Annotated in this window: 17 protein-coding genes; 8 read left to right on the forward strand and 9 right to left on the reverse strand. The window is 64.7% G+C overall.

Features of this window, described 5'->3' with window-relative positions:
• Nucleotides 1-149 precede the first annotated feature (149 nt).
• Entirely contained in the window at nt 150-989 is an 840-nt protein-coding gene (locus NP552_RS05985; RefSeq protein ID WP_054915067.1) for an IclR family transcriptional regulator, read from the forward strand.
• Nucleotides 990-1,094: 105 nt separating this feature from the next.
• Here NP552_RS05985 and guaA read toward each other — a convergent pair whose 3' ends face one another.
• The 4 genes from guaA to NP552_RS06005 all read right to left on the reverse strand — a co-directional run bounded on the left by guaA (nt 1,095) and on the right by NP552_RS06005 (nt 5,663).
• Nucleotides 1,095-2,672 (reverse strand): glutamine-hydrolyzing GMP synthase, encoded by a 1,578-nt coding sequence (gene guaA / locus NP552_RS05990; protein ID WP_229589558.1) that lies wholly within the window; start codon nt 2,670-2,672, stop codon nt 1,095-1,097.
• Nucleotides 2,673-2,751: 79 nt separating this feature from the next.
• Nucleotides 2,752-4,221, reverse strand: coding sequence for an IMP dehydrogenase (gene guaB / locus NP552_RS05995; RefSeq protein ID WP_043860652.1), 1,470 nt, complete (start codon nt 4,219-4,221; stop codon nt 2,752-2,754).
• Between the two features lie 84 nt (nt 4,222-4,305).
• Nucleotides 4,306-4,863, reverse strand: a complete 558-nt coding sequence (locus tag NP552_RS06000) for a sugar ABC transporter ATPase (RefSeq protein WP_229589557.1) — start codon at nt 4,861-4,863, stop codon at nt 4,306-4,308.
• Between the two features lie 17 nt (nt 4,864-4,880).
• Nucleotides 4,881-5,663, reverse strand: a complete 783-nt coding sequence (locus tag NP552_RS06005; RefSeq protein ID WP_370408961.1) for a sulfite exporter TauE/SafE family protein — start codon at nt 5,661-5,663, stop codon at nt 4,881-4,883.
• 112 nt (nt 5,664-5,775) lie between these two features.
• Between NP552_RS06005 and NP552_RS06010 the strand changes: the two genes are divergently transcribed.
• From NP552_RS06010 to NP552_RS06040, 7 genes are all read left to right on the forward strand, one after another.
• Nucleotides 5,776-6,657, forward strand: a complete 882-nt coding sequence (locus NP552_RS06010) for a LysR family transcriptional regulator (protein ID WP_058541449.1) — start codon at nt 5,776-5,778, stop codon at nt 6,655-6,657.
• A gap of 67 nt (nt 6,658-6,724) precedes the next feature.
• Nucleotides 6,725-8,104 (forward strand): exodeoxyribonuclease VII large subunit, encoded by a 1,380-nt coding sequence (xseA, locus tag NP552_RS06015; protein WP_274096551.1) that lies wholly within the window; start codon nt 6,725-6,727, stop codon nt 8,102-8,104.
• Nucleotides 8,105-8,107: 3 nt separating this feature from the next.
• Nucleotides 8,108-8,932, forward strand: coding sequence for a M23 family metallopeptidase (locus tag NP552_RS06020; RefSeq protein WP_229589556.1), 825 nt, complete (start codon nt 8,108-8,110; stop codon nt 8,930-8,932).
• A 310-nt stretch (nt 8,933-9,242) separates the two neighbouring features.
• The gene (leuA, locus tag NP552_RS06025) at nt 9,243-10,916 is read left to right on the forward strand and encodes a 2-isopropylmalate synthase (RefSeq protein WP_043860402.1); all 1,674 of its coding nucleotides are present in this window, start codon (nt 9,243-9,245) and stop codon (nt 10,914-10,916) included.
• A gap of 146 nt (nt 10,917-11,062) precedes the next feature.
• Nucleotides 11,063-12,202: a hypothetical protein gene (locus NP552_RS06030; protein ID WP_043860401.1), complete on the forward strand. Its 1,140-nt coding sequence runs from the start codon at nt 11,063-11,065 to the stop codon at nt 12,200-12,202.
• On the forward strand, nt 12,202-13,638 hold the full coding sequence (locus NP552_RS06035; protein WP_274096552.1) for a DUF6384 family protein: 1,437 nt from the start codon (nt 12,202-12,204) through the stop codon (nt 13,636-13,638). Before NP552_RS06030 ends, NP552_RS06035 begins: the two co-directional genes overlap by 1 nt.
• 4 nt (nt 13,639-13,642) lie before the next feature.
• Entirely contained in the window at nt 13,643-15,013 is a 1,371-nt protein-coding gene (locus NP552_RS06040) for a hypothetical protein (protein WP_185061908.1), read from the forward strand.
• A gap of 42 nt (nt 15,014-15,055) precedes the next feature.
• On the opposite strand, the gene NP552_RS06045 is transcribed toward NP552_RS06040, so the two are convergent.
• The 5 genes from NP552_RS06045 to zwf form a co-directional block, all read right to left on the reverse strand.
• On the reverse strand, nt 15,056-15,790 hold the full coding sequence (locus tag NP552_RS06045) for a monalysin family beta-barrel pore-forming toxin (RefSeq protein ID WP_253086872.1): 735 nt from the start codon (nt 15,788-15,790) through the stop codon (nt 15,056-15,058).
• A 10-nt stretch (nt 15,791-15,800) separates the two neighbouring features.
• A complete protein-coding gene (locus NP552_RS06050; protein ID WP_157811420.1) occupies nt 15,801-16,535 on the reverse strand; it encodes a monalysin family beta-barrel pore-forming toxin in 735 nt (244 codons plus the stop codon).
• 176 nt (nt 16,536-16,711) lie between these two features.
• Nucleotides 16,712-17,386: a bifunctional 4-hydroxy-2-oxoglutarate aldolase/2-dehydro-3-deoxy-phosphogluconate aldolase gene (locus NP552_RS06055; RefSeq protein WP_043860397.1), complete on the reverse strand. Its 675-nt coding sequence runs from the start codon at nt 17,384-17,386 to the stop codon at nt 16,712-16,714.
• 17 nt (nt 17,387-17,403) lie between these two features.
• The gene (pgl, locus tag NP552_RS06060; protein WP_054915075.1) at nt 17,404-18,117 is read right to left on the reverse strand and encodes a 6-phosphogluconolactonase; all 714 of its coding nucleotides are present in this window, start codon (nt 18,115-18,117) and stop codon (nt 17,404-17,406) included.
• On the reverse strand, nt 18,104-19,570 hold the full coding sequence (gene zwf / locus NP552_RS06065; RefSeq protein WP_043860395.1) for a glucose-6-phosphate dehydrogenase: 1,467 nt from the start codon (nt 19,568-19,570) through the stop codon (nt 18,104-18,106). The genes pgl and zwf overlap by 14 nt, the downstream gene beginning before the upstream one ends.

Raw genomic sequence — 19,570 nt, forward strand, 5'->3', positions numbered from 1 at the left:
CGAGCAAACTCGAGTGTGATATTTCACAACGGTATGAGCGGTTAGACTTGCTTCGTCAGGCAGCCCCCTCGGCGGGCCATTTTTCACCGTTACGCCCCAATTCAGTGCTCGGCACGCCACTGCTGCACCACGTTGGTCTGGAGAGTTTCATGGAGCCAAACGAGTCCCCCCTGTTTGTCCAGGCCCTGGCCACCGGCCTCGGCGTCCTCGATGCATTCACGGCCGAACGGCCGACGATGAACCTGAAAGAAATTTCAGAAGCTGCGGGTGTTACCAAAAGTGCGGCTCAGCGCTTCACTCATACCCTGGTCACATTGGGCCTGTTACGAAAGGACGCAGCGTCCAAGCGCTACTCGCTGTCGCCTCGCACCCTGGATACCGGCTACCGCTACCTACAGGCGCACGTGCTGCTGGAGCGAGCCAACCCTTACCTGCTGGACCTGAACCGCCAGACCGGCGAGACGGTCAACCTGGCCGAACGCGATGGGCACGAGATGGTGTACATCGGGCGATTCCCCAGCCCGCATCGCGCCGTTGTGCACATGCCCGTCGGTAGGCGACTGCCGATCTTCTGCTCGTCGGCAGGCCGCGCCTTTCTCTCGGCGCTGCCCGATGAGCAGATCAGGCACATTCTCACCGGTGTGGATCGGCCCAGATTCACACCGCACACGATTACCGACGTCGAAACGCTAACGAGCATCATCGCCAAGGTTCGGGAGACTGGCTTCGCCTACAGCATCGAGGAGTTCTACCTCAGCGACCTGGCCTTTGCCGTGCCGGTGTACAACATTCGTGGCGAGGCGGTGGCGGCGGTGAACCTGTCGGTGTCGACGGCCTACTGGAGCTTCGAGCGAGCGGTTGCGGAGCTTGTGCCGAAGCTGATCCACACCGCCAGGATGATCTCCACGACGCCGCCTACCTTCCGTGCGATGGAGCCGTTCCAGATCGGCTATGGCAAGGTGCGGGATGTTCCTTATGACAAGCCGTGAATGAAGCGCATGGTGCAGATGCCGCCAGCCAGAAAGCCAAAAGCCCGCTATTAGGCGGGCTTTTGGCTTTCTGGCTGGCGCGTGCCGGTCAGTTCAGGGCGTGCATCATTCCCACTCGATCGTCGCAGGCGGCTTGCTCGATACGTCGTAGGTGACGCGCGAGATGCCTTCGATCTCGTTGATGATGCGGCCGCTGACGGTTTCCAGCAGTTCGTATGGCAGGTGCGCCCAACGCGCGGTCATGAAGTCGATGGTCTCGACCGCACGCAGCGCCACCACCCAGGCGTAACGACGGCCGTCACCGACCACGCCCACCGATTTCACCGGCTGGAATACCACGAAGGCCTGGCTGACCTTGTGGTACCAGTCGGCCTTGCGCAGCTCTTCGATGAAGATGTGGTCGGCACGACGCAGCAGGTCGGCGTACTCCTTCTTCACTTCACCCAGGATGCGCACACCCAGGCCCGGGCCCGGGAACGGGTGACGGTAGACCATGTCGTACGGCAGGCCCAGCTCCAGGCCCAGACGACGGACTTCGTCCTTGAACAGTTCGCGTAGCGGCTCGACCAGCTTGAGGTTCATTTCCTCCGGCAGGCCACCGACGTTGTGGTGCGACTTGATCACGTGGGCCTTGCCGCTCTTGGCACCGGCCGACTCGATCACGTCGGGGTAGATGGTGCCCTGGGCCAGGTACTTGATGTTGTGCAGCTTGTTCGACTCGGCATCGAACACGTCGATGAAGGTACGACCAATGATCTTGCGCTTCTTCTCGGGGTCCGCTTCGCCGTCCAGGTTGTTCAGGAACTGGTCCTCGGCGTTGGCACGGATCACCTTGACGCCCATGTTCTCGGCGAACATGGCCATCACCTGCTCGCCTTCGTGCAGGCGCAGCAGGCCGTTGTCGACGAACACGCAGGTCAGCTGGTCACCGATGGCCTTGTGCAGCAGCGCCGCAACCACCGAGGAGTCCACGCCGCCGGACAGGCCCAGCAGCACGTTGTCGGTGCCGACCTGGGCGCGCACCTGGGCGATTGCGTCTTCGGCGATCTTCGACGGGGTCCACAGTGCTTCGCAGCCGCAGATGTCGAGGATGAAGCGCGACAGGATGCGGCCGCCCTGCTTGGTGTGGGTCACTTCCGGGTGGAACTGCACGCCGTAGTAGCCGCGATCATCGTTGAACATGCCGGCGATCGGGCAGCTTGGGGTGCTGGCCAGGATGTGGAAATCTTCCGGGATGCGGGTGACCTTGTCACCGTGGCTCATCCACACGTCCAGGCCGAATACGCCGTCAGCGTCGACGTGGTCTTCGATGCCGTCGAGCAGGCGGCTCTTGCCGACCACATCGACACGGGCGTAGCCGAACTCGCGCAGCTCGGAACCTTCAACCTTGCCGCCCAGTTGCTCGGCCATGGTCTGCATGCCGTAGCAGATACCGAATACCGGTACGCCCAGGTCCCATACGGCCTGTGGCGCGCGCGGGCTGTCGGCTTCGTGCACCGACTCGGGGCCGCCGGCGAGGATGATCCCGCGGGGGGCGAATTCGCGAATCGCCTCGTCGTCCATGTCGAACGGGTGCAGTTCGCAGTACACGCCGATTTCGCGCACGCGGCGGGCGATCAGCTGGGTGTACTGGGAACCGAAGTCGAGGATCAGGATACGGTGAGCGTGAATGTCGAGGGCCATGACTCAATCTCGTCAGTGGTAATCGGAAACGACGCGGGGCTGTCGTGAACAGCCCCGCTTACAGGTATTGCCAGGAGCATCAACCTACGCGGTAGTTTGGCGCTTCCTTGGTGATCTGCACGTCATGCACGTGGGATTCGGCCATGCCGGCACCGGTGATGCGCACGAACTCGGGCTTGGTACGCATTTCTTCGATGTTGGCGCTGCCGGTGTAACCCATCGAGGAACGCAGGCCGCCCATCAGCTGGTGGATGATCGCGGTCAGGGTGCCCTTGTATGGCACGCGACCTTCGATACCTTCCGGTACCAGCTTCTCGGCACCGGCCGAGGAGTCCTGGAAGTAGCGGTCCGAGGAACCCTGGGCCTGGGACATCGCACCCAGCGAGCCCATGCCGCGGTAGGCCTTGTAGGAACGACCCTGGAACAGCTCGATCTCGCCCGGGGCCTCTTCGGTACCGGCGAACATCGAACCCATCATCACGGCGCTGGCGCCGGCGACGATGGCCTTGGACAGGTCACCGGAGAAGCGGATGCCACCGTCGGCGATCAGCGGTACGCCGGTGCCTTCCAGCGCGGCAGCCACATTGGCGATGGCGCTGATCTGCGGCACGCCGACGCCAGCGACGATACGGGTGGTGCAGATCGAGCCAGGGCCGATACCGACCTTGACCGCGTCGGCGCCGGCTTCGGCCAGGGCCTTGGCGGCTGCGCCGGTGGCGATGTTGCCGCCGATCACCTGCACGTCGGGGAAGTTCTGCTTGACCCAGCGCACGCGGTCGATAACGCCCTTGGAGTGGCCGTGGGCGGTGTCGACCACCACCACGTCGACGCCGGCAGCAACCAGTGCGGTCACGCGGTCGCCGGTGTCCTTGCCGGTACCCACTGCAGCACCGACGCGCAGGCGACCCTGGTCGTCCTTGCTGGCCAGCGGGTAGGCCTTGGCTTTCTCGATGTCGTTGACGGTCATCATGCCCTTGAGGGCGAACTTGTCGTCGACGATCAGAACGCGCTCGATGCGGTGCTTGTGCAGCAGCTCGCGGGCCTCGTTCTTGTCGGCGCCTTCGCTGACCGTGACCAGACGCTCTTTGGGCGTCATCACTTCACGCACGGTGGCGTCGAGGCGGTTTTCGAAGCGCACGTCACGGGAGGTGACGATGCCGACCAGGTCGCCGTTGTGCAGCACCGGCACGCCGGAGATGTTGTGCAGGCGGGTCAGTTCGAACAGGTCGCGTACGGTGGCGTCGGCCTCGATGGTGATCGGGTCCTTGACCACGCCGGCCTCGAACTTCTTGACCTTGCGCACTTCGGCAGCCTGCTGCTCGATGGTCATGTTCTTGTGGATGATGCCGATGCCGCCTTCCTGGGCCATGGCAATGGCCAGACGGGCTTCGGTCACGGTGTCCATGGCGGCGGAAACCAGTGGAATGTTCAGCTCGATGCCACGGGTCAAACGGGTCTTGAGACTGACTTCGTTAGGTAGCACCTCGGAGTAACCGGGTACTAGGAGAATGTCGTCGAAGGTCAGGGCTTCTTGGCTGATACGCAGCATCGCGGGGGCTCCCGGGCGGGAAAATGGAAGCGCGCCATTATACTCATGCGCGCCGTGTGACTCAATGTAAAGATGGGCCTTCGGTCAGTTGTCTTGCAGCTTTACCTGCACCACTGCCACCGGCTGGTCGAGCCAGTCGGCAAAGGCATCGATGAAAGACGGCTTGAAACCGGCCTCGCCCCAGTTGTTGAAGATGAACCCCAGGTTGGAAAAGGCACAGGGCTGCAGGTAAAGGAAGCCGTTGATGTCGTCTTCATGGCCGCAGCGCGGGCAGGTGAAGTTGTCGCTGATGCCGGGCATCCACTCTTCCAGGCTGGCGAACAGTTCCACCCCCACTTCCCGGCGGCACTCGGCGCAGCCGGCTTCTTCGAGAAAGCCTTCGGTGGGCGTATAGATGCAGCGCTTGTAGATGACTTCCAGGCCATTGACGGGCTGGCCGTACGGCAGCAACTGCGGCCGCTCGACCACCTTGCGCGCACCCTCGGCGATGGCATAGCCCATGCGGTTGCCGGTGCGCCCGCAGGTGCTGAGCTGTTCCTCGATCACCTTTTCGCGTACCAGCCAGCGCAGGATCGCGCGGGCGCGCGGCTCGTGCACCGGCACGGTGGAGATCTTGGGGACGATGATGCACTGGAATGTCATGAAGGCGGCCGAACAGGTTAAAGGTGCCAGTTTACCTCACTCAGGTAGCGCGCGATCAGCGCGATGCCGCTGGCCAGCACCAGCCAGGTGACCAGCCGCACGAAGGTTTCGCGGGACATCTTCAGGGTCAGCCGGCGCCCCACCCACAGGCCGGCGAACATCATCGGCAGCAGGCACAGGGCAAGCAGCAGCAACGGCAGGTCGGCGTATACCCCGGCAATCAGGAACAGGCTCAGGCGCACCACGGTGCTGCAACTGATCAGCGCGCTCTGGGTCGCGCGCACCTGCTCCTTGGCGTCGAGCCGGGCATTGAGGTAGATGGCATAGAGGAAGCCGCCGCTGCCGAACAGCGCACCGAACAGGCCGCCGGTGATACCCATCGGCACCGACCAGCCGGCATTCAGGCGCGCCGGCTTGACCTTCACCGCCAGGCTGTAGAGCGCATAGGCGCTGATGAACAGGCCCATCAGCAACAGCAGCAGGTCGGACTTGAGGTTGAGCAGGAACACCACGCCCAGGGTGCAGCCGATGGCCATGCACGGCAGCAGGCGCAGCAGTTCGCCTCGCACCACGGCCTTGCGCGCCGGCAGCCAGTTGCCGAAGGCAGCGACGAAGTCCAGCAGCACCAGCAACGGGATGATGCGCGACAGCGGCATGAAGTTGATCAGGACCGGCCCGGCGACCAGCGCGGTGCCGAAGCCGGCGATGCCGAACACGATGTAGGCGACGCCGATGCCAAGCAGTATCGGCAGCCATTGGAGCGCAGTGAAAGGGAGCGAGTCGAGCAGTGTGGAGAGCATGGTGTATGCCTGAGTCGTGAGTGAGGCAGCGTTCAGACGAACTTTAGCCATTGGCCAGCCATGCCGACTAATATGCAATTGCGCCATCAGCCATCTCGAAAAGGCATCCCTCATGATCTCCACCCGACAATTACGCTACTTCGTCGAGATTGCCGAGTCCGGCAGTTTCAGTGCTGCCGCCGAGCGCCTGTTCGTCGCGCAGTCGGCGCTGAGCCGGCAGATAAAGGAGCTGGAGAGTCAGCTGGCCACCCCGCTGTTCGAACGCACCGCCCGCCAGCCGCGCCTGACCGCAGCGGGCCTGGCGTTTCTGCCGCGGGCCCGCAACCTGCTGGGCGAGCTGGAGAAGGCCTGCCGCCTGGCCACCGAAATCGGTCAGGGCCTGCGCGGCAGCCTGCGCCTGAGCCATTCGAGCACGGTGCCGCTGACCGGCGCGTTGCTGGATCGGCTCACGGGCTACCTGCAGCACAACCCCGGCGTGTCGATGGACATCGCGCAGCTGTCTTCCGAGGCGCAACTGGAGGAACTGGCCGAAGGTCGCCTGGAGTTCGGCCTGCTGCGCCTGCCGGTGCTGCGCCAGCACGAAGGGCTGTGCGTGCAGCCGCTGTTCGACGAGCCGCTGCTGCTGGCGGTGGCCGCAGACCACCCGCTGGCCGATGAGCCCAGCGTGTACCTGGCGCAGTTACGCGACGAGGCGTTCATTTCCATCCCGCACCGCCAGCGCGGTGGCTTGAGCTACCTGTCGGCCGAGCTGTGCATGCGTGAAGGGTTCTTCCCTCGGGCTGCGCGGGTGGTGTCGCGCAAGACCACGCAGTTGCAGTTGATCCAGGCCGGGTTCGGGGTAGCCTTGCTGCCACGGTGCATGCGCGATATCGCGCCGGCGGCGCTGCGCTTCGTGCCGCTGGCCGACGCGGGGTGCGTGAGTACGGTGGCGCTGGCCTATCGACGCGATGCCGGGCCGTTGGTGCATCAGTTTGTGGAGCACATGCAGGGCTGAGCCGGCAAGCAGCGCCGCCACCTGCCGGGACTGCAAAGACCGCACGATTCCCTTTATGATGCCCCGCATGATCAAAGACCCTTTCGAAAGACTCGGCCTGGACCGCGAGGTCCTTACCGTCAGCCAGCTCAACGGCCGCGCCCGCGTGCTGCTCGAGGACGTGTTCAGCAACATCTGGGTCGAGGGCGAAATCTCCAACCTCGCCCGGCCCGCCTCCGGCCACGTCTACTTCACCCTCAAGGACAGCGGCGCCCAGGTGCGCTGTGCACTGTTTCGCAACAACGCCGCCCGCGTGCGCCAGGCATTGCGCGACGGCCTGGCGGTCAAGGTGCGTGGCAAGGTCTCGCTGTTCGAGGGGCGCGGCGACTATCAGCTGATCCTCGACACCGTCGAACCGGCCGGTGACGGCGCCCTGCGCCTGGCCTTCGACGCGCTCAAGGAAAAGCTCGGCAACGAGGGCCTGTTCAGCAGTGAACGCAAGCGCGCCCTGCCTGCCCACCCGCAGCGTATCGGCATCGTCAGCTCGCCCACCGGCGCGGTGATCCGCGACATCATCAGCGTGTTCCGCCGCCGCGCCCCGCAGGTGGAGCTGACCCTGATACCCACCGCCGTGCAGGGCCGCGAAGCCATCAACCAGATCGTGCGGGCCCTGCAACGCGCCGATGCGCAAGGCTTCGACGCGCTGATCCTGGCCCGTGGCGGCGGCTCGCTGGAAGACCTCTGGTGCTTCAACGAAGAAGCCGTGGCCCGTGCCATCGCCGCCTGCGTCACGCCCATGGTCAGCGCCGTGGGGCATGAAACCGACGTGTCGATCAGCGACTTCGTCGCCGACGTGCGCGCCCCCACCCCTTCGGCCGCCGCCGAACTGCTGGCCCCCGACAGCAGCGACCTGGGCCGACGCCTGGAAAGCCTGCAACGCCGCCTGCTGCTGCGCATCCAGAACCGCCTGGCCCATGACCGGCTGCGCCTGGACAGCCTGGCGCGGCGTCTGCGCCACCCCGGCGAACGCCTGCGCCAGCAGGCCCAGCGCCTCGACGACCTGGACATGCGCCTGCGCCGCGCCTTCGAGCAGCGCCTGAACCAGCGCCGCGAACGCCTGGCACGCCTGGATACCCGCTTGGCCGCGCAGCACCCCGGGCGTGCCCTGGCGCTGCTCAAGCAACGCCTGGACAACCTCGCCGAGCGCCTGCCGCGAGCCATGCGCCAGACCCTCGCCACCCGCCGCCAGCACCTGCAGGTGCAGGTGCAGACACTGCAGGTGGTCAGCCCGCTGGCCACCCTCAGCCGTGGCTACAGCATTCTGCTCGACGAGCGCGGCCAGGCCATCCGCAGCGCCGCGCAGACCCGCAACGGCCAGCGCCTGACCGCCCGCCTGGGCGAAGGCGAGCTGCAGGTGCGGGTCGAAGACAACCACCTGACCCCGGTCACGCTCTCTCTACTGGACTGACTCATGCCCCGACTGTTTGCCCCGCTGCTCGTCCTCTGCCTGGCCTTCGCCGGCACCGCCCAGGCCAGCTACATCACCCGCCAGTTGAACAAGCCGGTGCCCGGCGGCGTCGCGGTGGTCGACCTCGGCCCCGCCGCCCAGGCCCCTCAGGCACGCTTCGACGGCAAGCCGGTGCTGGTGGTACGCGAGCAGGACACCTGGCTGGCCATTGTCGGCCTGCCGCTGACCCAGAAGCCCGGCACCGCCAGCCTGACCCAGGGCGAGCGCACCCTGAGCTTCACGGTCGCCAGCAAGAAGTACCCCGAGCAGCGCATCACCCTGAAGAACCAGCGCCAGGTCAACCCCAACCCGGCCGACCTCAAGCGCATCGACGCCGAGCTGGCAGAGCAGATCAAGGCCTACCGCAGCTTCAGCCCCAACCTGCCGAGCAACCTGCTCCTCGACAAGCCGGTCAACGGCCCGCTGTCGAGCAAGTTCGGCGTGCGCCGCTTCTTCAACGGCGAGGAACGCAACCCGCATGCCGGCCTGGACTTCGCCGTGCCCGCCGGCACCCCGATCAAGACCCCGGCCAACGGCAAGGTGATCCTGATCGGCAACTACTTCTTCAACGGCAACACCGTGTTCGTCGACCACGGCCAGGGCTTCATCAGCATGTTCTGCCATATGTCGAAGATCGACGTGAAACCCGGCCAGCAACTGAGCCGTGGCGCCATCGTCGGACGGGTGGGCTCCACCGGCCGCGCCACCGGGCCGCACATGCACTGGAACGTCAGCCTGAACGACGCACGGGTCGATCCGGCGATCTTCATCGGGGCCTTCCAGCCCTGATCAGCGTCTTGCGCCAATCAAAAAGACCGCGCAACTGGCGCGGTCTTTTTGATTGGTCTGCGCTATAAAATCACGACAATATTCAGTTTTTAAGCATTCCTCTCAATTTTTTTGCAGTGCTTGCCATCGTTCACCCCACTGGTTAGGGTTGAACCCATGAAAACCACGCACACCCTCATCCTGCTTCGCCAACATCGCAGCCTTTGCCTGGTCAGTGCCCGACTACCAAGCTGAATCGCGTCGCCTCGCCCATTCATCACTTGTACGTTCGGCGGGCCCCTTTCAAGGCCGCACAATAAGGATTGCTTTCATGACCATGCTCAAAGACCCTTCGAAAAAATACCGTGCCTTCGCTCAGGTAAACCTGCCTGACCGCACCTGGCCCTCGAAGACCATCACGGCCGCGCCGATCTGGTGCAGCTCGGACCTTCGCGACGGCAACCAGTCGCTGATCGAGCCGATGGATGCGGTCAAGAAGCTGCGCTTCTGGAAGACCCTGGTCAGCGTGGGCGTGAAAGAAATCGAGGCCTCCTTCCCATCGGCCTCGCAAACCGACTTCGACTTCGTGCGCACCCTGATCGAAGACGGCCACATCCCGGACGACACCACCATCCAGGTGCTGACCCAGGCCCGTGAAGACCTGATCGCACGTACCTTCGAATCGCTGCGCGGGGCCAAGAAGGCCATCGTGCACCTGTACAACGCCACCTGCCCGGCATTCCGCCGCATTGTCTTCAACCAGGACAAGCAGGGCGTCAAGGACATCGCGGTGAACGCGGCCAAGCTGTTCGTCAAGTACGCCGCCCAGCAGCCGGAAACCCACTGGACGTTCCAGTACTCGCCAGAGACCTTCAGCGCTACCGAACTGGAGTTCGCCAAGGAAGTCTGCGACGCGGTGATCGAGGTGTGGAACCCGACCCCCGAACACAAGGTGATCCTCAACCTGCCAGCCACCGTGGAAGTTTCCACCCCGAACATCTATGCCGACCAGATCGAGTGGTTCGGGCGCAACGTGTCGCGCCGTGACAGCGTGATCATCAGCCTGCACACCCACAACGACCGTGGCACCGGCGTGGCTGCCACCGAGCTGGGCCTGATGGCCGGCGCCGACCGTGTCGAAGGCTGCCTGTTCGGCAACGGCGAGCGTACCGGCAACGTCGACCTGGTGACCCTGGCCCTGAACCTCTACACCCAGGGCGTGGACCCGGAGCTGGACTTTTCCGACATCGACGGCGTGCGCAAGGTGGTCGAAGAGTGCAACCAGATCCCGGTGCACCCGCGTCACCCGTATGTGGGCGACCTGGTGCACACCGCGTTCTCCGGCTCGCACCAGGATGCGATCCGCAAGGGCTTCACCCAGCAGAAAGAAGACACCCTGTGGGAAGTACCGTACCTGCCGATCGACCCGGCCGACATCGGCCGCAGCTACGAGGCGGTGATCCGCGTCAACAGCCAGTCGGGCAAGGGTGGCATCACCTACCTGCTCGAACAGGAATACGGCATCAGCCTGCCGCGTCGCATGCAGATCGAGTTCAGCCAGGTGGTACAGGGCGAGACCGACCGCCTGGGCCTGGAAATGACCGCCCAGCAGATCTACAAGCTGTTGCAGAGCGAGTACCTGCAAGCCAACGCCCCGTATGCGCTGGTCAGCCATCGCCTGCAGGAAGAGAACGGCCACAGCGCCGTGGAAGTGGAAGTGGCCGGTGAAGGCGAAACCACCCTGCACTGGCGTGGCAAGGGCAACGGCGCCCTCGAGGCCCTGGTGGCCGGCCTGCCGGTAGCCGTGGAAATCATGGACTACAACGAGCACGCCATCGGTGCCGGCACCCACGCCAAGGCGGCGGCCTACATCGAACTGCGCGTGGCTGGCGGTCGTCCGGTGCACGGTGTGGGTATCGATGAAAACATCACCACCGCCAGCTTCAAGGCGCTGTTCAGCGCACTGAACCGCTCGCTGAGCCAGCAGGCTGCTAAGGCGGCGTAAACGCCAACTGACCCGCTGCTGCTTGCAATGCCCGCCTCTGATACGGAGGCGGGCATTTTTTTTGGTTGTGCGAAAGCCTGCGGGGCGCTGGCGTGCTCGGTATACTGCCGGCCTCATTATTTTTGCCACACCTGTAAGGACACTCAATGAGCCACTACCTGGAACGGGCACTCACCAGCCTGCGCACCATCGGCATCAACTTCATCCAGCCCGTTCAGGATGCCCCGGTTCTGGTACTGCTGGACCGCGTGGCCCACTACGACACCACCAAGGTCACCTCCATCGCCACCGTGCTGCAGCAGGCCACCAGCTTCAACAGCATGGTGCGCGAGCAGATCGAAGGCATGGACATCTCCACGCGCTTCATGGACATCACGCAGAGCTTCACCTCCATCCGCGAGGACGCCGCCGCCATGGCCGGCTGGATGGATGACGGGCGCCTGGACGCGATGGAAAAGATCAAGCTGACCTGGATGAACGTGCGTCGCGGCTCCATCCCCAGCCGCTTTGCCGATATCCGCGAAAACTACCTGAAGGTGTGCAAGTCGGCCAACGACCAGATCGCCCGCGAGAGCGTGATCCTGGAGTCGTACATGGACTTTCGCATGGCCATGAAAGCCGCCGAGGTGGAAGCCCAGCAGGTGCTGGCCATCGCTGGCGAGGCCCTGCAGCAGCGCACCCTGGCCCTGAACGAGGCCAACGCCCGGGTCGCCGACGCCGAAAGCGCCGAGCCCGCCGCACGCGCCGCGCTGGAACTGGGCCGCGATGAAGCCGTGCGCGCCCTGCAGGACGAAGACAAGCGCTACCAGATCATCAAGGACATCGCCGATGACCTGAAGGTCGGCTACAACACCGCCGAAATGGTCTTTGCACGCATCAATCAGGTGCACGTGATCAAGGAGCGTCAATACCAGCGCATGGTGTCGTTCTTTTCCACCAACGAAGTGGTGCTCACCGGGCTTGCCGTGTCGTTCACCGCCAACAGCGGCCTGGCCGAAGCCACCCACACCCTCAATGCCACCACCGACGGCATCAGCCAGGGCCTGGAGTCGCTGGGCAGCACCGGCAACCAGCAGCTCGAAGCCGCGGTCAAGGCCAGCTATGGCTCGACCATCAAGGTCGACTCGGTGCGCGCCCTGGCTGACGCCACGCTGTCGTTCCAGACCGACATGAAGCAGATGGCCGACACCTACCGCGCAGAGTCGAGCAACGCCGCCCGGGATATCGCCGAAGCCGTCGAAGAGGCCAAGCGCAAGTTCGCCGCCCTGCTGACCAAGGCCGCCTGATGAGCAATGTTCCTCTGTCCGAACAGCTGGGCGCGATGGCGGTGGTCGACCAGCTGCGCCATCAGCAGATGCAGGTGCAGGAGCACCTGAACCTGCCGCAGCGCCGCGCTGAAGTCGCCGAGCGTATCCGCACCTACTACCAGGCCCAGGGCATCGCCTATGACGATGCGCTGATCGAACAGGGTGTGCGGGCGTTCTTCGCCCGGCGCCTGGCCTTCGAGGCGCCCGAACAGACTGCACTGCAGCGCCTGACCACGCGCCTGCTGCTCAACCGCAGGAAGCTCATGCGCATCCTGCAACTGATCGTCGTCGCGCTGCTGGCCGTACAGTGCACCCGGGTGGTGAACGACACCGCCAAGACCTCCAAGGTGCAGGACAACGTCCGTACGGCCGAGTATCGCAGCAGCGATCTGAGCGCCGACCTTGCGCAGCACCAGTCGCGCCTCGATGCGCTGCAGCAAGCCGTCGCGCAACAGCCCGAGCCCGCGGCCACGCGCATGCTGGGGCCGCTTGCCGAGCGGCTGACGCAGGTTCAGACACTGCTGACGCACCGACCGTGGCCGCAACTGATCGACAGCGACAACCGCGACAGCGTGCAGCAGGACCTCGATACCTACGAACGCAACACCCAGTCGGCGCGCGCGCAACTGAGGCAGGCCGACAAGGGCCTGAACGACGTCCAGGCCATTATCGATGCCCGCAGCCGCCTGCAGGCCGTACTGCACAACCCGGCGTTCACCGCAGGCGCCAAGCGTTTCGGGGTGATGGCGCAGCAGGCCCGGGTGGCCGACCAGGCCATCGGCAACGCCGACACCCAGGGCATCGAGGTGGTCGACCGTGAAGTCGGTGAGCTCGAAAGCCAGCTCGATCGCATTCAGCAAGTCCAGCCGCTGATCCGGCGCCTGGACGAAATCGAGCAGCAGTTGCCCGCCCTGCGCCTGCCGCCGAACGACCTGCGGGTGGTGCGTGCCCAGGCCGCCCAGGTCGACAAGGCCATCGACGCCCTGCAGGCACGTCAGGCCAGCGACCACCTGTCGACGCTTGACAGCCTGCTGGTGTTCGCCCGTCAGGCACTGGAGCTGCGGGTGGTGGACCGCTACGGCGTCAAGTCGGGGGTCGAGCGCTGCTATGACCAGGCGCTGTGCAACCAGGGCGGTGACTCCCTGCAGGGCAAGAGCTGGTACCTGGTGGTCGAGGCCGTGGACGCCGCCGGCAACCCGATCAGCGTGCCGGTCACCAGTTCGGAAACCGGCGAATCGCGCTGGGCGTCCTACTTTGGTGTGCGGGTCAGCCAGGCCGAGTACCTCAAGGTCAAGGAAGACAAACTCAGCGACGGCCACATCGACGACCTCGCCATGGGCAGCAAGCCTGCCAACATGCTGAGCCTGAAATTCAACCAACGTGTCGCCAAACCCGACATGATCCTGGACTGGTGATGACATGAGACCCAGCAAGCTCATCGGTATCGTCGCCGACAATGCACGCAGTTTCGAGCACGTGCTGCGCGACGCAGAACAACAACTGGCCAGTGCCACCGAGCGCCAGATGGCGCTCGAACAGGACATCCTGACCCGCCTGCGCAGCATCGCGACCCTGCAGCTGGAGCACGCCCCGTCGCTGCAGGACGAGGTGGTTCAGGCCCTGCACGAACGCCAGCTGGCCCAGGGGCAGTTGCGCCAGCAACTGCTGGAGGTCGAGCAGCAGATCGCCCAGTCGCTGGAGGCGACCGCGCAGGTACAGGAGCGCCTCGACGACCTCGACCGCCAGGCCCGCGACCAACTGGCCCAGGACCCGAACTACACGGCGCAGATGCACCAGCTGGAACAGGCCATCGCCGCCAACCTCGAAACCGTCACCGGGTATGCCGACATTCGCCAGGAGTGTGCCGACAAGCTGCCGATGTTCGGCCGCAACCCGATCTACCACTTCCTGCGTGATCGCGATTTCGGTACCGAACAGTATCGGTTGGGCCGCATCAGCCGCTGGCTCGATGGCTGGCTGGCCAGGCAGGTCGACTACAGCGGCAACCGCAGCAACGAGCTGAACCTGCTCAACATGCAGCAGCGCAACGAGGCACTGCAGCTCGAACGCGACGCGCACATTGCCGCGCTGGAGCAAAGCACCGGCCAGCAACTGGCCGACGCCCAGCAGCAGGCAGGCATGGAGCCGCTGCGCGAAGCGCACAAGGCGTTGTACAAGCAGACCGTGGCCAGCAAGCAGCAGGCCAACGACATTCACGCGCAACTGACCGCATTCACCCACAACCAGGACCCGCACTACCTGCGTGCCCGCCAGTGGCTCACCGACCAGTTGCAGGCCAAGAGCATCGAGCAACTGCTCGAGCAGGTGAAGAAGACCCCCGATACCGCAGACGACCAGATCGCCTTGCAGCTGCAGCGGCTGTACCCGCAGGTCGACGGCGTGGAACGGGCACTGGCCGAGGCGCGCCAGACCCATGGCCTGGCCCAGCAGTCCTATGACCGGGCCAAGGAGCTGGAGCGCGCGCTGCGCACCGACTTCTTCCGTGACGACGGCTATCAGTACAAGGCAACGCTGGGCATCGAACGTCTGCTGTCGGACTACATGACCCGCGATGTCACCCTGGGCTATCTGGTCGGGACCATCCGCGAACACCGCGAACTGGTGCCGCGCGTCGCCGTCGAGCGCAGCTCGTACAGCAGTAGCAGCTCGGGGTCGAGCTGGAGCAGCTCCAGTTCCAGCAGTTCGAGCAGCAGCTCCAGCAGCAGTGGCGGCTTCTCCAGCTCCGACAGCAGCGGGGGCGGCGGCTTCAGGACCTCGGACAGCTTCTGATGGCATGCCCGCTGGCCTGCCGACGCAGGCCAGCGCGGCGCATCACCCGCGCGGGTAGCGCTCGTTCACGCTGAAATCGAAGCGCCAGCAGCCCGCGTTTTTCCGGGAACTGTAGTGCTCGAACAACACCTTTTTCTGCAGTTCGTCCCAGCCGAGCGGGTCCACCGAGGCCTCCTCCAGCACCGTGACCAGCGTGTCGGTGGCAACCGACGACAGGTAGATCAGGTCTTCGCGCATCACCTGCGCGTCGGCATCGAGAATCGGCAGCACCTTGTTGTGCTCGAAGTAGTAATCGATCTCCGACGCGCCCATCACACAGTGCGCATACAGGATGTGCACCTGATAGGCATAGAACACCCCGGGGCCGACCAGCTTGCGGGTGTGCTTCTGGGTGGTGGAGTCGTTCCAGCTTTGCGCAGCCTGGAACGATACCCGGACCTCTGAACTCACCCCCACGCCCTTGAATTCCAGCTGCACGCCACCAGACACTTCGGTGGTACGGCTGAAGCTTCGGGTAAAGCCATGGGTGACCTCGAAGGTGCGTTCATCCTCGCCGTTGCTCGGTACCTGGACGGTGCCGACATGCTCCACGTAAGCGGCAACCGGCACCGAATACATGTCCCACCAGCGCTTGCCGTCGAACATCTGGCCGAACTCGGTGGCATCCTTTATCCAGCAGGCCTGGCGTACCTTGTCACCGCCAAAGAGGTACTTGTCGATGTGGTAGCTCCCGCGCTGTGCGGGGGAGTCGGCGCCAAACACGTTGTCTTCACTCATGACGGTTCCCTCAGTACTTGTAGTGAATCTTCTGGCTTGCGGAAAAATCGAACGACCAGGCGCCGGCATTGCATTCAACCTCGTAACCTTCGGTCAGCACCTTGCGCTGCAGGGCATCCCAGGCAATCGGAGGGGTGGCCGCAGCATCGGCCACCGCCACATACACGGCCGTGCTGATGGCCGACAGGAAGTACAGGTCGGTACGCCCCTGCGTGGCCAGCGTCTTGCTGGTGCGAAACGCCTTGCTCAGCTGTCCTGCCGAGGTCGCGCAATGGGCATACACCAGGTTCATCTGGTAGATGGCGAACACCCCGCTGCCGGGCAGCAGCAGCGTCAGGCGGTTGTCGTTCGGCGCCCCCCAGGCGATGTCGTCGACAAAGCCGGTGTGCAGGCTGGAGAGGATATTGACCCGCTCGATGGCCGACGACACCGAATAGGGCGCGTCCACTTCACGGATGAACTGCTTGCTGTGGCCCTGGGCAAAGGTGATGGCATGGCGCTGGTTGCTCAGGCCGTTGAGCCGCAGGGTATCCACCGCTGACAGGTAGGCGAACACCGGTCGGGTGTAGGTGGCCCAGGCACTGGAGCCAATGCGGATATCGCCGTAGACGGTCTTGCCGTTGACCCAGCAGCCGGGTGCCAGGCGCTTGCCGCCGATCAGGTGGCGCTCGAGCGAATAGGACCCGGTCTTGACCGCGTAGCCGCTGAGTCGCGGGTTTGTAGCGTGTTCGATTTCGTCGTCCAAGGTATGCACTCCCTGCAGAAAACCCATGAGTTTTCGATACTAGGGAGGCCGCGACAGGCTCGGCAGCGGGACGTGCTTCCTGGATGGGCAGCGGCCTTGCCGGTCAATGGCGCCGGCAAAAAAAAAGGTGCGCCGACCAAGCGCACCTCAAAGCCGTACAGCACACAACGAATTCTCTAGTCCAGCAACGCCAGCGCCTGGGCACTGCACGCCTGCACGCGTGCCCACTCGCCGTTCTTGATCCAGCTGCTGTCGAGCATCCAGGTTCCGCCCACGCACATCACATTGGCCAGGGCCATGTACTGCTTGACGTTGCCCGGGTTGACCCCGCCGGTGGGGCAGAAACGCACCTCGCCGAACGGCCCGCCGAATGCCTTGATCGCCGCCGCCCCGCCGCTGATCTCGGCCGGGAACAGCTTGAAGCGCCGATAGCCCAGCGCGTAGCCCATCATGATCTCCGAGGCGCTGCTGATGCCCGGCAACAGTGGCAACGGGCTCTCGACCCCCGCCTCCAGGATGTCCTGGGTGCACCCCGGCGTGACCACGAACTGCGCACCGGCCTGTTCCACCGCCGCCAGCATGCTGCGGTCGAGCACCGTACCGGCTCCGACGCACAGCTCCGGGCGCTGTTCGCGCAGCAGGCGGATGGCGGTCAGGCCGTGTTCGGAACGCAGCGTCACCTCGAGCGTCTTCAGCCCCCCGGCCGCCAGCGCATCGGCCAGCGGCAGGATGTCCTGCTCGCGGGCGATGGTGATCACCGGCAGAATGCGCGCCTGGCCGCAGATGCGGTCGATCAGGGCAATCTTGTCGGCCATGGAAATGCCCGGCTGTGAAGGTTCAAGGGTTGTCATAACGGCGTGTCCTTGGTTCATGGGCACCAGTAGATTTCCAGGGGGTCTTGAAGAAAGGCGCGAATCGGCATCTGCGCCGGGTCGTCACCGCCCAGCGCGGCGCGCAGGGTAGCGAGTTTGCCCGGCCCTTGCACCGACAACAGTGTCGCACCTGCACCGGCCAGCACACGCCGGGTCAGGGTCAGGCGCTGATGCGGCACGCTCGGCGCCAGCATCGGCAGTACCCGGCGCTGGCTCTGGGCCTGCAGGCCCTCGGCCAGGTTGGGGCTGCCCGGAAACAGCGAGGCGGTGTGACCGTCATCGCCCATGCCCAGCACCAGCACATCGATCGGCGGCAGCTGGGCAAGCGCCTGGTCCGCCTGCTCGGCAGCGGCTTCGAGGCTCGCGGCGGGACGGTACAGGCCGACGAACCGCGCCTTGGCCGCCTCGCCCTGCAACAGGTGCTGCGCCACCAGGCCGGCATTGCTGTCGGCATGTTCCACCGGTACCCAGCGCTCGTCCGCCAGGCTGACCACCACCCTGGACCAGTCCAGCGGCTGCCTGGCCAGGCGCTGGAAGAACGCCACCGGGCTGCGCCCGCCCGACACCACCAGGGTGGCCTGGCCGTTTTCGTCCATCGCCGTGCGCAACCGCTGCGCCACATCCACAGCCAGGCCCTCGGCCAGGCGCGCCGCATCGGCAAACTCATGTGCCGTCACGCTCGCCGGCAGTTGCAGTTCAGATATCGCCATACCATGCCCTCCCATCGCGGGTAATCAGTGCTATCGAGCTCATCGGCCCCCAGGTGCCCGCCGCATACGGCTTGGGCGCATCACCGGCGTGTTTCCAGCCGGCGATCAACTGGTCGCACCATTTCCACGCATATTCGATTTCATCCTTGCGTACAAACAGGTTCTGGTTGCCGCGCATCACTTCCAGCAGCAGGCGCTCGTAGGCATCCGGAATGCGTGCGCTGTGCCAGGTATCGGAAAAATTCAGCTGCAACGGGCCGCTGCGCAGTTGCATGCCCTTGTCCAGGCCCTGCTCCTTGGTCATTACCCGCAACGAAATGCCTTCGTCCGGCTGCAGGCGGATGATCAGCTTGTTGCCGATCTGCAAACGTTGTTCCGCCGCGAAGATGTAGTGCTGCGGCTCCTTGAAATGGATGACGATCTGCGACAGTTTCTGCGGCATGCGCTTGCCGGTGCGCAGGTAGAACGGCACCCCGGCCCAGCGCCAGTTGCGGATATCGGCCCGCAGCGCGACGAAGGTTTCGGTGTCGCTCTGGGTATTGGAGTTGTCTTCCTCGAGGTAGCCGGGCACGGCCCGCCCCTCGCTGTAGCCCGCTATGTACTGGCCACGCACCACCTGGGTGCTCAGGCCCTCGCCGCTGATCGGTGCCAGTGCCTTGAGCACCTTGACCTTCTCGTCGCGAATGCTGTCGGCCGAGAGGTCGCTGGGCGGGTCCATGGCGATCAGGCACAGCAACTGCAGCAGGTGGTTCTGGATCATGTCGCGCAGTTGCCCGGCCTTGTCGAAGTAGCCCCAGCGGCCCTCGATGCCGACCTTCTCGGCCACGGTGATTTCCACGTGGGAGATGGAGTTCTGGTTCCACTGGGTTTCGAACAGGCTGTTGGCAAAGCGCAGGGCAATGAGGTTCTGCACCGTCTCCTTGCCCAGGTAATGGTCGATACGATACACGCGGTTTTCGGGGAAGTACTGCGCCACCGCGTCATTGACCCTGCGCGACGACTCCAGGTCATGGCCGATGGGCTTCTCCAGCACCACGCGGGTGCGCTCGCTCAGGCCGACCTTGTCGAGGTTCTCGCAGATGCCGCCGTACACCGCCGCGGCGGTGGCGAAATAGGCGATCAGGGGCGCGTCGGGTTGTACCTGTTCGAGCAGCGCCGGGTAGTCCTGAGCCTGAAGAAAATCCACATGCAGGTAGCTCAGGCGCGCCATGAAGCGCTGCAGGGCCAGGGCCTCGATATCGCTGCCCACGTGCTTGTGCAGGTGCGCCTCGATCGTCGCCAGGTGCTCCTGCGGGCTGCCGGCTTCGCGGGCCAGTGCCAGCACGCGGGTCTGCTCATTCAGCAGGCCCGCGCGATCGAGCTGGTAAAGCGCCGGGAACAGCTTGCGCAACGCCAGGTCGCCCAGGGCGCCGAACAGGGCAAAGGTGCAGGGTTCAACGGTGATCGAAGCCAT

The organism is Pseudomonas sp. 8209 (assembly GCF_028682105.1).
Lineage (GTDB): Bacteria > Pseudomonadota > Gammaproteobacteria > Pseudomonadales > Pseudomonadaceae > Aquipseudomonas > Aquipseudomonas palmensis.

What these genes read in the sequence shown, in the direction of transcription:
- NP552_RS06045 (WP_253086872.1), bottom strand. Translation starts at nt 15,790, where the DNA reads ATGAGTGAAGACAACGTGTTTGGCGCCGACTCCCCCGCACAGCGCGGG.
- NP552_RS06040 (WP_185061908.1), top strand. Translation starts at nt 13,643, where the DNA reads ATGAGACCCAGCAAGCTCATCGGTATCGTCGCCGACAATGCACGCAGT.
- NP552_RS06000 (WP_229589557.1), bottom strand. Translation starts at nt 4,863, where the DNA reads ATGACATTCCAGTGCATCATCGTCCCCAAGATCTCCACCGTGCCGGTG.
- leuA (WP_043860402.1), top strand. Translation starts at nt 9,243, where the DNA reads ATGACCATGCTCAAAGACCCTTCGAAAAAATACCGTGCCTTCGCTCAG.
- pgl (WP_054915075.1), bottom strand. Translation starts at nt 18,117, where the DNA reads ATGGCGATATCTGAACTGCAACTGCCGGCGAGCGTGACGGCACATGAG.
- NP552_RS06035 (WP_274096552.1), top strand. Translation starts at nt 12,202, where the DNA reads ATGAGCAATGTTCCTCTGTCCGAACAGCTGGGCGCGATGGCGGTGGTC.
- xseA (WP_274096551.1), top strand. Translation starts at nt 6,725, where the DNA reads ATGATCAAAGACCCTTTCGAAAGACTCGGCCTGGACCGCGAGGTCCTT.
- guaA (WP_229589558.1), bottom strand. Translation starts at nt 2,672, where the DNA reads ATGGCCCTCGACATTCACGCTCACCGTATCCTGATCCTCGACTTCGGT.
- NP552_RS06020 (WP_229589556.1), top strand. Translation starts at nt 8,108, where the DNA reads ATGCCCCGACTGTTTGCCCCGCTGCTCGTCCTCTGCCTGGCCTTCGCC.
- NP552_RS06030 (WP_043860401.1), top strand. Translation starts at nt 11,063, where the DNA reads ATGAGCCACTACCTGGAACGGGCACTCACCAGCCTGCGCACCATCGGC.
- NP552_RS05985 (WP_054915067.1), top strand. Translation starts at nt 150, where the DNA reads ATGGAGCCAAACGAGTCCCCCCTGTTTGTCCAGGCCCTGGCCACCGGC.
- NP552_RS06005 (WP_370408961.1), bottom strand. Translation starts at nt 5,663, where the DNA reads ATGCTCTCCACACTGCTCGACTCGCTCCCTTTCACTGCGCTCCAATGG.
- zwf (WP_043860395.1), bottom strand. Translation starts at nt 19,570, where the DNA reads ATGGCTTCGATCACCGTTGAACCCTGCACCTTTGCCCTGTTCGGCGCC.
- guaB (WP_043860652.1), bottom strand. Translation starts at nt 4,221, where the DNA reads ATGCTGCGTATCAGCCAAGAAGCCCTGACCTTCGACGACATTCTCCTA.
- NP552_RS06055 (WP_043860397.1), bottom strand. Translation starts at nt 17,386, where the DNA reads ATGACAACCCTTGAACCTTCACAGCCGGGCATTTCCATGGCCGACAAG.
- NP552_RS06010 (WP_058541449.1), top strand. Translation starts at nt 5,776, where the DNA reads ATGATCTCCACCCGACAATTACGCTACTTCGTCGAGATTGCCGAGTCC.